This is a genomic window from Roseovarius sp. D0-M9 (genome assembly GCF_037083805.1).
Lineage (GTDB): Bacteria > Pseudomonadota > Alphaproteobacteria > Rhodobacterales > Rhodobacteraceae > Roseovarius.
Genome location: NZ_JBAPKZ010000060.1, coordinates 1 through 11588 on the forward strand (window position 1 = coordinate 1; position 11588 = coordinate 11588).

Below are 11588 nucleotides of genomic sequence, written 5' to 3' on the forward strand. Positions count from 1 at the left end.
ATGGCACGCGCCAGCTATCTGGGGAGCGCACGTGCCATGGCGCTTGGCACCCCGCCACTGGCCTGGTTTTGCGCCGCCACGTGGCCGGTTTTGTCTCCGCCGTTGACACACCGCTCACTTTCCACGAGGTTCTCTTTGGCAAGTCCACGGCCAATCGGGAGAATCCGTCATGCTCGCCCGACCGGACAGTGATCTGCTGCGCCAGGGCCGGACTTGCAAAGACCGCAGCACTTGCGACAAGAACCAAGGTTAAGCGCCACGCCATCATGCGGCGTCCTGCTTGACAGCCTTCAGGGCCTCTTCCAAATCTCCGAATGTCGGCCGGCAATGAGCCGGAGTGTTCTGACGGCCCACTTCAATGCAGATGTTGGTTGCATGATTATGCAGGTTGGCAACCAGAACCTCGCGTATCAGGTGATAGAAATGGGCGTCTTCCTCGACCACGGACTTTACCTTGGCCGCGAAGGGACCGACGAAACCGTAGGCCAGAAAAACCCCGAGGAAGGTTCCGACCAGAGCGCCGCCGATCATCTTGCCAAGGATTTCAGGAGGCTGGTCGATTGAGGCCATCGTCTTGATGACACCCAAAACCGCCGCGACGATACCAAGCGCGGGCAATCCATCCGCAACGGTCTGAAGTGCGTGGCTGGAGTGCAAGGCATGTGTCAGCGTCGCGTCCAGACGCTTCTCCAGAACTTCCTCCACTTGATGAGGATCATCGTAGTTCATGGAGGCAGAGCGAAGTGTATCGCTTATCAGCGCCACTGCTTCCTTGTCGGCCAGGATGCGAGGATATTTTCCAAAAATCGACGATGCCTCGGGCGCCTCGATATGCTCTTCTATTGCAACGGGATTTTGCCTTGCAAGGCGCACAAGCTCGAAAAGAAGGCATAACAGATCGCGATAGTCTGCCTGTTTCCATTTGGCACCTTTGAAGACCTTTCCGATGTCCTTGATCGTATGCTTGACGCCCGTCATGTCATTGCTGAGCAGGAATGCCCCCGTGGCGGCACCCCCGATCATCATCATCTCGAACGGCAGGGATTTTAGGATGATTCCCAGCTTGCCACCGGCTGCGAGGTAGCCGCCAAAGACCATCACAAAAACGACGACTATCCCGATAAGACCGATCATGTTTCTCTCCGAAGATCATTTCAGGCGCCATACTGCTCGCTGCAGGTTAAGATTCGCTGAGCGCGGATCAGTTCACTGTCTGGGCGCGCCCGCATTGCGGCCAGCAAGGACGACCGAAAACGGATGTGCTGCTTGCGGGCTGAGCCCTGCCATCAGCGCCGCTGCGGCGTCCGGCTTCATCCGCCCCAGAAACCCCGCAGCAAAATCCGGATCCATCACCTCAAAGAGTGCGGCTGCCTGCTTGGGCTTCATGCTTTCGTAGACCTTGGTCAGCTTGTCGACGTCGCTCTCTGCCGCGGTATCGGCCATCGTCAAAGTTTGCCGCAGTTTGTCCTCGGCAGCCTCGAGTTGCGCGAGCTGGCTCTGCAACTGCCGTTCTGCAACAGTGAGCGCCTGCTGACGATCGCGCATTTCTTGCTCTTGGCGGTCGATCTGTGCCTTGCGCGCCTGAAAGCTCTTGAGCATGTCGTGCAGATCATCCTCGGTGGTGCAGTCCGCCGCGACGATCGCCGCTGCAGGATCGGGGGTGTCCGCCACGCGCGCCCACGCTTGCCCTGCATCACCGCCCAGCCGCAGAACTGCCGAGAGCACCAGCAGCCCGGAAACAAGGGTCAGGGCGCCCCGCATCTTCCTGCCACGCTTGCGCTTTGGCATCCGGCTCATTGCGACGCACCAGTCGCATCATGGCGGCGGAAGATCGGCCCGAGCGGAGTTTTCTGCTCCGAAGCCTTAGGGGCAGCCGCCGGCAAATCATGCATTGACGCGACCATCAGTTCCAGGTGTTTCGCGACGGTTTCCGCCCGCTCGGTAAGCGTTTCCAGCGCGGCGCCCGAAGCCCCGGCAGTGTTCTGAGCCGCCTCCAGCGTCTTGGTCAGATCGTCGACCTGCACCGACAGCACAGCGACGGCACCGCCGACGCCTGTTTCGAGGTCGTTGAATCGGCTCAGCCGCCTACTGAGAATATAGCAATAGAAGCCAGCACCCAGTGCGCCCGCGACCAACAAGATATCAGCAATCAGTTCCATGTAACGTCCTCAGTTAAGTATGAATTCCATGATGAGCAGATCGTTGATTCGCCCCTCGCCGGTCACGATCTGGATTCGGCGCAGCATATGCGCGCGCAGCCGCACGAGCGCGGCCTTGTCCGTCAGGTCAGCCATCTCCAATGCGCGCAGGTACGAGTTCAGCACATCCACCACGCGCGGCATCAGATGCTCGACATCCGCGCGATAGGCCGCAGCAACCTCCAGCTGTCCGCGAAATCTCAGATGCTTGCCTGTCGCTCCGTCACCCAAAGAGATTACCAGCGGCTCGATCGGCACATAAGTGACATCGGGCAGCGAGTCGGGAACGGCCTGATCGGTGCCCTTGTCCGACGCCTGATCGACCTCCGATTCGCCGCCCAGCAGAAGACCGGAGGAGACCGCATAATATCCCGCTCCGGCGCCCGCCAAAGCCAGCACAAGCCCAATCAAAACAGGCATCTTCGAGCTTTTTACGGGCGTTTCACCCTCGTCCTCTTTGGTCTTGGCCATGATCCGAACCTCATTTCTGTCGAGGTTCAACATACCCATCAGGCACTAACCGATTGTTAAGGCTGATGAGCCAAAGATGACCCCAACGTCCGGCAGAACGCAGGACTTGAGGAGGCAAGGAAATTGCAGAATATCGCGACCCTTTGGACCGCTCTGGATCCGCGCAGGCGCATCATCATCATTCTGGCGGCGATTGCGGTGTTCGCCGCTGTTTTGGGCCTGTCCCGCATGGCCACGGCGCCCAGTTTGAACCTGCTCTATGCGGGCCTCGAAAGCGGTCCGGCGGGCGAGGTCGTGCGCGCACTTGAGCAGCGCGGCGTCACCTACGAAGTGCGCGGCGGCGCCATCTTTGTCGATTCGGCCCAGCGCGACACATTGCGCATGACATTGGCGAGCGAGGGGCTGCCCAGCAATACCAGCCAAGGGTACGAGCTGCTCGATAGCCTGTCGGGTTTCGGGACGACGTCTCAGATGTTCGACGCCGCCTATTGGCGCGCCAAGGAGGGCGAGCTTGCCCGCACCATCATCTCCAACCCAGCGATCACGGCAGCGCGCGTCCACATCGCGAACACCGGCTCGAATCCCTTTCAGCGCGACGTGCGCGCGACAGCGTCGGTCATGATCACATCTGCGGGTGGCGATCTGCCGGCCAAGCAAGCGCAAGCGCTCAAGTTCCTTGTCGCCAGCGCGGTGGCCGGGCTGACGGCGGATGACGTGTCGATTATCGACAGCTCCGGCGGGCTCGTCGGCGGCGCCGAAGAAGCGCCCGCAAACGTCGGCGAGGATCGCTCCGATGCCCTGCGGCAGCGGGTTCAGCGCCTGCTCGAAGCCCGCGTCGGCGCCGGCAATGCCGTCGTGGAGGTCAGCGTCGATACGATCAAGACGACCGAATTGATTCGCGAACGGACCATTGATCCCGACAGCCGGGTCGCCATCAGCATTGACACCGAAGAGCGCACGAATGCCTCATCGGACAACGGCGGAAGCGATGTCACCGTGGCGTCCAACCTGCCAGATGGCGACGCGTCCGGGGCAGATAGCTCGAACAGCGAGTCCAATGAGACGCGCGAGCGGATCAATTATGAAATTTCGCAGACAGAGCGCGAGATCACCCAGGCACCGGGCGCGATCAAGCGGTTAAGTGTTGCAGTTCTCGTGAACGGAACATTCGGTGTCGATAATGCGGGCGCCCAGACCTATCTGCCCCGCCCCGAGCCGGAAATGGAGGCGCTGCGCGATCTGGTCGCCTCCGCAGTCGGCTTCGACGAGGCGCGCGGGGACGTCATCACCCTGAAGTCGCTCCAGTTCGAGCCGCTCGCGATTTCCGGCACCGCCGCCGAGCCGTCGCTCTTGACGTCGCTCGGCCTCGACTTCATGTCGCTGATCCAGGCCGCCGTGCTGGGCATCGTCGCGCTGATCCTAGGACTTTTCGTCATTCGCCCAATTCTATCGCAATCCCGCGCAGCCGATATCCCCGCCCTCGAGGGGCCTGGTAGCGCCGCAGCGCAAGGGCTGGTCGCGGCCAACGCCCAGAATGCGCTCACAGGCGAAATCGACACGTCCGATATGGATGAGACCAGCCTACCCATCATCTCGAACCGCAGCGCGATCGCCGCCAGCCAAGAGGCCGGAGAAGACCCCGTTGCGCGGCTACGCGGCATGATCTCGGACCGCCAAGAGGAAGCCGTCGAGATTCTGCGCACCTGGCTGGAAGGCGAAGAGGAGAACGTCTGATGAGCATTTCGCACCTGCTCGAAGATTTTGCGACCAAACCCGGCGCGCAAAGCATTTCGATCACCGACGTATCGCTTGAGGAAGAACGCGTCGAAGCGTTCGAGGCGGGCTACAAGGCCGGCTGGCAGGATGCGGTCAAGGCCGCCAAGGAAGATACCGACCGCGTATCGACCGACTTTGCCGGCAATCTTCAGGACATCTCCTTCACCCTCGCCGAGGCGCAGCGCGATCTGCTGGGCGCACTGCGTCCGCTGATGACCGGCATGGTCAACAGCGTGCTGCCCTACATTGCGCGCAAAACGATGGGCGAGCGGGTCATCGAGACGCTGGACGCGATGGCGCGCGAGGCCGCGACCGGCCCCGTAACCCTTGTCACCGCGCCGGGCAATGCGGCTGCGCTGGAGGCGCTGATCGAGGATCGCGCGCTGGCGGATGTCACTGTCCGGGTCGAGCCATCTCTCGGCGAGGGCCAGATCCACATCCGCGCGGCTGGCAGCGAACAGGAAATCGACCTAGACGCCGTGCTCAAGCAGATAGACGCCGCCGTCAGCGGCTTTTTCCAAGAACAACAGAAGGATACCGCCTGATGGACGCCTCCACCGGCCCCCAAGCCCGCCAGCCCGAGCCGACCAACCCGTTTTCATCGGTGCCGATCGAGATCACGATCTCTGTCGGCAAAGCGCGCCCGCTTATCCGCGACCTGCTCAAGCTGGGCAAGGACGCAGTCCTGCCACTGGACAAGCGGGTCGACGATCCGGTCGAGCTATATGTTGGCGACCGCCTGATCGCGCGCGGCGAGCTCGAAGAGCTGGAGGGCGACCAGAAGGGCCAGCTGGCGGTGCGCCTGACGGAGGTCGCCGACCTTCAGGACGGCCTCGCATGAAATGGGGCGCCCTGCTGATTGCTGCCGTAATGGTAATGCTGGCGGTGCCGGCAAGCGCGCAGGACTTCTCGCTGTCTCTGGGCGATGACGGATCGCTTTCAGCGCGCACATTGCAACTTCTTGCGCTGATCACGGTGCTCAGCCTCGCGCCAGGTCTCGCGATCATGATCACCTGCTTTCCCTTCATGGTTACGGTTCTGGGGATCCTGCGGCAGGGCATCGGCCTGCAACAATCGCCGCCAAACATGCTGATCGTCAGCCTTGCGCTGTTTCTGACTTATTTCGTGATGGAGCCAGTTTTCATGACCGCCTGGGACGAGGGCATCAATCCTCTCCTGAACGAGACCATACCGGTCGAGACCGCCATCACCCGCTCGCTCGAGCCGTTTCGCGTTTTCATGGCGGGCCGGCTCGATGGTGACACCTTCGCAGCCATGGCCGCGTTGCGCCCAGATGCCACCGGGATCGCTCCGGGGCCGGATGCGCCCCTTTCGGTCCTGATTCCCAGCTTTCTTCTGTCGGAAATCGCGCGGGCCTTTCAGATCGGGTTTCTGGTCTTCCTGCCGTTTCTCATCATCGACCTGGTCGTTGCGGCGATCCTTATGTCGATGGGCATGATGATGGTGCCGCCGGCCATTGTATCGCTCCCGTTCAAGCTGGCATTCTTTGTCATCGCCGACGGCTGGTCGCTCATCGCGGGCAGCCTCGTACGCGGGTATTTCTAGCGGGTATCTTTCAGCGCGCGAATGTCGCGTTGGCCCTCAATTCTCGGCAGCGCCGACGATCACTTTGGTGTGCCACTCGGCGCAGCGCGCTTCAAGCGAAGGGGCGACGGCCCAATCGGTAAACAGCATGTCGATCTCTGCAAGTGAGGCGATCCGCGCAGGGGCTGTCCGCTTGAACTTACCATGATCTGCGACCAGCATCTTGCGGCGAGAACGGTTGAGAATGGCTTGGCTCACGCCCACCTCCTCGACATCGAAATCCAGGATGTCCCCATCAGGGTCGATGGCTGAGCAGCCGATGATGCCGATGTCGAACTTGAACTGGCGGATCGCCGTCTTGGTGATGTCGCCGGTCAAGCCACCATCGAGCCGCCGCAGCGCGCCCCCGGTCAAGATGACTTCGCACTCCGGGTTTTGCGCAAGGATGTTCGCCACGTTCATGTTGTTGGTAACAACCAGAAGATTGCGATGATGGATCAGCTCGGTCGCGACCGCCTCGGTGCTGGTGCCGATATTCAGAAAGATCGCACTGTCTTCCGGGATCCGAGCTGCGCAGGCGCGGGCGATAGCCTGCTTGCCCGCGGCGTTTATGCGACGCCGTTCTTCGTAGCCGATGTTGATCGTGCCCGACGGCAGAACCGCCCCACCATGCACACGCTCCAGCCGCCCCGCATCGGCAAGTTCGGACAGATCGCGGCGGATCGTCTGCGACGTGACGCCGAAATGCTGCGCCAAGTGCTCGACCGTCACCTTGCCATCGCGCCGTGCCAGTTCGAGAATTTCCGGGTAGCGAATAGTCTGGGACATGGAACGCTCCGAGTTGGAAGGTGCTGCGCGGCTGCGCGCTCGGCGCAATTCACGCGAAAATTGACCGTATCAAGCAAGCGCGCATAAAACCGAACAAAATCGAAAGTCATACCTGTTCTTTTTATCACACTTTGCTACTCTGTAACCCTGATTATCAGGCCCGGGGGATGCAGGTGGTGCGCGACGAGGATATTCAGGACCTGCTGATCATTGGCGGGGGCATCAATGGATGCGGCGTCGCGCGTGACGCCGCAGGTCGCGGGCTGTCCGTGACATTGGCCGAGATGTCGGATCTTGCAGCGGCGACATCCTCTTCTTCGACCAAGCTTTTTCACGGTGGGCTGCGCTACCTCGAGTACTTCGAATTTCGCCTTGTGCGAGAAAGCCTGATCGAGCGCGAGACCCTTCTGCGCGCCATGCCCCATATCGCTTGGCCCATGAGGTTCGTGCTGCCCTACCACAAGGACATGCGCTTCGAGGGCGACACGCCCACATCGAAACTCCTGAAGATGGTGATGCCGTGGATGCGCGGACGCAGGCCAGCCTGGCTGATCCGTCTGGGCCTCTTCCTTTACGACCATCTCGGCGGTCGCAAGATCCTGCCCGGCACATCAACCGTCGATCTGGCGTCATCGCCCGAGGGTCGCCCGCTGCAAGACAGATTCGCCAAGGCCTACGAGTATTCGGACTGCTGGGTCGAGGACGCGCGTCTTGTCGTGCTGAATGCCCGCGACGCCGAGGCGCGCGGCGCGCAGATCCTGACTCGCACACGTGTGATGTCTGCCGCTCAAGAGGGTGGCATCTGGGCCGTCACCCTCAAGGATATGGCGACCGGCCAGACCCGAACCGCGCATGCGCGGATCATCGTGAATGCAGGCGGCCCCTGGGTTGGCGACGTGAACCGCGACACCGTGCAGTCACACAGAAAGGACACCGTGCGCCTTGTGCGTGGCAGCCACATCGTGACGCGCCGCCTTTTTGATCATGACAAATGCTACTTCTTTCAGGGCACCGACGGGCGCATCATGTTCGCCATCCCCTACGAGACGGATTTCACTCTGATCGGCACCACCGATCAGGAGCATGAAGACCCCGCAACGCCGCCTGTCTGCACCCCGGCCGAGCAGGCCTATATGGTGGATTTCGTCAACGCCTACCTCAAGGATCCGATTTCCGTCGATGACATCGTCTGGAGCTATTCGGGCGTGCGCCCCCTTTATGACGACGGAGCATCTTCGGCGACGGCCGCGACGCGAGATTATACGCTAAAGGTCGATTCCAGTGCGGGCGCGCCTGTCATCAACATATTTGGCGGCAAGATCACCACCTATCGCCGCCTCGCCGAAGGGGTGATGGACCTGATCGGCGCGGAAATGGACAGTCTCCCGGCCAAGTGGACCGCAGGCGTGCCCCTGCCCGGCGGCGATTTTGCGGTCTCGGGCGTGGACGCGCAGATTGCCGGCTTGCGTGCCGCCTATCCGTTCTTGAACGATGCATGGGCGCGGCGCCTTATCCGCGCTTACGGAACGCAGGCGCATGACATCCTGGGCAACGCCCAGACTTACGATGATCTTGGCGAGGGCTTCGGCGCTACATTGACCGCGTCCGAAGTAAACTGGCTGATGGACCGCGAATATGCACGATCAGCCGAGGACGTTCTGTGGCGCCGGACCAAGCTGGGCCTTCGCCTGGATGCCGACGAGGTCACTGCGCTCGAGCAATACATGGCCAATCGAGCCGAGCGCATGCATTCTGCCGCAGCGGAATAGACTTGAGGGGCATAGATCGCCAAGGCCTGTCCTAGATTGGCTTGGCCCTGCCCTGAACGAAGAGCCATGTCCGTCCTGCTGGCTCAGGCAGGCCGGCACGCGAGGCCCAAGCTTGAAATCGAGGATGAACAGCCTCAGACCATCAGCTATGATGAGGTGGTAAAGGCCTGAACTCAGCAGGGACGCCAACACCGGGGGCGCGCGCGTCTCGTTCGACCCGGCACCTGCGCCATAGCAATCCCGAGGGGATATGAAATACATTCTGGCAATAGACCAAGGCACCACCTCCAGCCGCGCCATCCTCTTTGATGAGGCGCTGCAAGTCGCGGCAATCGCGCAGGAGGAGTTTCCGCAGCACTACCCGCAGTCCGGCTGGGTCGAACATGATGCCTCCGATCTTTGGTCCACCGCCGCAGGCACCTGCCGCCAAGTGATCGAGCGCGCCGGGATCACCGCCGCCGATATCGCCGCCATCGGCATCACCAACCAGCGCGAGACCACGCTGGTCTGGGATCGCAAGACAGGCCAGCCCATTCACAATGCCATCGTCTGGCAGGATCGCCGCACCGCCGCGATCTGCGCCACACTGCGCGAGCGCGGGCACGAAGATATGGTGACAGAACGCACCGGTCTGCTGCTCGACCCATATTTTTCCGGCACAAAGTTAAAATGGATACTCGACAACGTGGAGGGCGCCCGCGCCAAGGCGCGGGCGGGTGATCTGCTTTTTGGCACGGTCGACAGCTACCTGATCTGGAAGGCCACGGGTGGCAGGTCGCATGTCACCGATGCCACCAATGCGGCGCGCACTCTTCTCTATGATATCCGCAAGGGCCGGTGGAGCCGCACGATCTGCGACTTGCTGGATGTCCCGATGGGCATGTTGCCCCAGGTGCATGATTGCTCGTCTGATTTCGGTATGACACGCGATGATCTTTTGGGGCGCCCGATCCCGATCTACGGCGTCGCAGGCGACCAGCAGGCAGCCACGATCGGACAAGCCTGTTTTCAGCCCGGCATGCTCAAATCGACCTATGGGACCGGGTGCTTTGCCCTGCTGAACACTGGGGCGACGCCTGTGCGCTCGCAAAATCGCTTGCTCACGACGATCGCCTATCAGTTGGACGGCACCCCGACCTACGCCCTTGAGGGGTCGATTTTCGTTGCGGGTGCGGTTGTGCAATGGCTTCGCGACGGGCTCAAGATGATCCGCGCCGCCGCAGAGACACAGCCTTTGGCGGAGGCTGCCGACCCGGGCCAGAACGTTGTCCTCGTGCCTGCCTTCACGGGACTCGGAGCGCCCTATTGGAACGCCGAGTGTCGCGGCGCCATTTTCGGGCTGTCGCGCAATTCTGGCCCCGAGGAATTGGCCCGCGCAGCGCTTGAGTCCGTTGGGTATCAAACGCGCGACCTTTTGGAAGCGATGCACCTGGATTGGAGCGGTGCCACCGATGCCGGAACCGAGCCCGCGACTTTGCGTGTCGATGGCGGGATGAGCGCCTCCGACTGGACGATGCAATTTCTTTCGGACATCATCGGCGCCTCGGTCGACCGGCCCGCCACTCTCGAGACGACAGCCATGGGCGCCGCCTGGCTCGCCGGAACGCGCGCTGGCCTCTACCCTGACCAGGCAAGCTTTGCGAACATGTGGGCGCTGGAGCGCACGTTCACGGCCAAGATGTCGGACGATACACGCGACAGAAAATACAACGCATGGCGGCGCGCGGTCGAAGCGGCCCAGGCTTTTTAAGAACGCCGCCTCACAGTTCAAGCGTGCTGACCTACGATCGGGCCGCACCAGATCGTGCTCCCATCACTGCACGACGAATTCGGCATGTAGCGCACCTGCTGCTTTGATACTCTTGAGTATGTCGATCATGTCCCGCGGCGCGACGCCCAGCGCATTCAAGCCCGCGACAACTTCGGAAAGTGTCGTGCCCGATGGCACTTCGGCAAGGCCGATCCCCGGCTCTTCCTCGATCTCGACGTTGGTGCGTGGCACAACGACGGTCTCGCCCTCGGCAAAGGGATTGGGCTGGACCGCGATCGGTGCCTCTTCGACACGCAAGTTCAAATTGCCCTGAGATACCGCGATCCGGCTGATCCGCACATCTTGACCCATCACAATGGTTCCCGACCGCTGATCGACCACAACACGCGCCTTACGCTCAGGCTCGACCAATAGGTTTTCAATTCGCGCCAACGCATGTGCCGGAGACGCCATTCTGGTACCCGCAATATCCAGTTGCACCGTCCCGCTATCCAGCATGACGGCGACGGCTCGACCAAAGCTGCCGTTGATAATGTTTTCGATGCGCCCCGCAGTGGTGAAATCAGGTTCCCGCAGCGCGAGCCTGAGCTGATCCAGTGAGCCCAATTCGAACGCGATTTCCCGCTCGACACGCGCACCTGACGGAATGGTTCCCGAGGTCGGCACACCTTGCACGACCCTTGCCGCATCGCCGCCCGCAGCGGCACCGCCCGCGATGATCGTGCCTTGCGCGACGGCATAGATCTGACCATCGGCTGCATTCAGCGGTGTCATCACCAGCGTTCCACCCAGAAGGCTGCCGGCGTCACCAATCGCCGAGACCGTAACGTCGATCTGCCCGCCCGCACGCGCAAAGGGCGGCAGACTGGCCGTTACAAGGACCGCAGCGACGTTTTTGGGCCGAAACTGCTCACCAGCTACGTTGACGCCGAGGCGCTCGAGAATGTTGGACATGATTTCTTCGGTAAAGGGGGCATTGCGCAACCCGTCCCCTGTGCCATTCAACCCCACGACAAGACCATACCCCACAAGATCGTTGCCCCTCACACCGTCAAACTCGACGAGGTCCTTGATACGGATCGGACTCGAGAGCGCCGGACTTGCAACCGCGGAGATCAATGCAGGCTTCTTCGCGGTTTGTGTGGGTGTGCGGGTCTCCGGTCAGTTCACGACCACACCAGATGTTGTGTCGTAGGGTGACGCGGGCAGGTGCTTGAGCCGACCGGCGAC

The 11588-nt window shown here is 61.6% G+C and carries 12 protein-coding genes; 6 read left to right on the plus strand and 6 right to left on the minus strand.

Features of this window, described 5'->3' with window-relative positions; translation table 11 throughout:
* Positions 1-264 precede the first annotated feature (264 nt).
* The 4 genes from motA to V8352_RS20285 all read right to left on the minus strand — a co-directional run bounded on the left by motA (position 265) and on the right by V8352_RS20285 (position 2669).
* Positions 265-1134 (minus strand): flagellar motor stator protein MotA, encoded by an 870-nt coding sequence (gene motA, locus V8352_RS20270; RefSeq protein ID WP_336426090.1) that lies wholly within the window; start codon positions 1132-1134, stop codon positions 265-267.
* 72 nt (positions 1135-1206) lie between these two features.
* Complete coding sequence (locus V8352_RS20275; protein WP_336426091.1) at positions 1207-1761, minus strand: MotE family protein; 555 nt, start codon at positions 1759-1761, stop codon at positions 1207-1209.
* Positions 1762-1793: 32 nt separating this feature from the next.
* Entirely contained in the window at positions 1794-2159 is a 366-nt protein-coding gene (locus V8352_RS20280) for a hypothetical protein (RefSeq protein WP_336426092.1), read from the minus strand.
* A gap of 9 nt (positions 2160-2168) precedes the next feature.
* Positions 2169-2669, minus strand: coding sequence for a flagellar basal body-associated FliL family protein (locus tag V8352_RS20285; protein WP_336426093.1), 501 nt, complete (start codon positions 2667-2669; stop codon positions 2169-2171).
* A 123-nt stretch (positions 2670-2792) separates the two neighbouring features.
* Between V8352_RS20285 and fliF the strand changes: the two genes are divergently transcribed.
* From fliF to fliP, 4 genes are read left to right on the plus strand one after another with little or no spacing between them, the layout of a single operon-like run.
* On the plus strand, positions 2793-4403 hold the full coding sequence (fliF, locus tag V8352_RS20290; protein ID WP_336426094.1) for a flagellar basal-body MS-ring/collar protein FliF: 1611 nt from the start codon (positions 2793-2795) through the stop codon (positions 4401-4403).
* A complete protein-coding gene (locus tag V8352_RS20295; protein ID WP_336426095.1) occupies positions 4403-4990 on the plus strand; it encodes a FliH/SctL family protein in 588 nt (195 codons plus the stop codon). The genes fliF and V8352_RS20295 overlap by 1 nt, the downstream gene beginning before the upstream one ends.
* On the plus strand, positions 4990-5286 hold the full coding sequence (locus V8352_RS20300; protein WP_336426096.1) for a FliM/FliN family flagellar motor C-terminal domain-containing protein: 297 nt from the start codon (positions 4990-4992) through the stop codon (positions 5284-5286). The genes V8352_RS20295 and V8352_RS20300 overlap by 1 nt, the downstream gene beginning before the upstream one ends.
* Complete coding sequence (fliP, locus tag V8352_RS20305) at positions 5283-6011, plus strand: flagellar type III secretion system pore protein FliP (protein WP_336426097.1); 729 nt, start codon at positions 5283-5285, stop codon at positions 6009-6011. Before V8352_RS20300 ends, fliP begins: the two co-directional genes overlap by 4 nt.
* Before the next feature lie 36 nt (positions 6012-6047).
* Here fliP and V8352_RS20310 read toward each other — a convergent pair whose 3' ends face one another.
* A complete protein-coding gene (locus V8352_RS20310) occupies positions 6048-6818 on the minus strand; it encodes a DeoR/GlpR family DNA-binding transcription regulator (protein ID WP_336426098.1) in 771 nt (256 codons plus the stop codon).
* A 167-nt stretch (positions 6819-6985) separates the two neighbouring features.
* Between V8352_RS20310 and glpD the strand changes: the two genes are divergently transcribed.
* A complete protein-coding gene (gene glpD, locus V8352_RS20315) occupies positions 6986-8587 on the plus strand; it encodes a glycerol-3-phosphate dehydrogenase (RefSeq protein WP_336426099.1) in 1602 nt (533 codons plus the stop codon).
* A gap of 250 nt (positions 8588-8837) precedes the next feature.
* Positions 8838-10337, plus strand: a complete 1500-nt coding sequence (glpK, locus tag V8352_RS20320; protein ID WP_336426100.1) for a glycerol kinase GlpK — start codon at positions 8838-8840, stop codon at positions 10335-10337.
* A gap of 63 nt (positions 10338-10400) precedes the next feature.
* On the opposite strand, the gene V8352_RS20325 is transcribed toward glpK, so the two are convergent.
* Positions 10401-11477: a flagellar basal body P-ring protein FlgI gene (locus tag V8352_RS20325; protein WP_336426101.1), complete on the minus strand. Its 1077-nt coding sequence runs from the start codon at positions 11475-11477 to the stop codon at positions 10401-10403.
* Between the last annotated feature and the right edge of the window lie 111 nt (positions 11478-11588).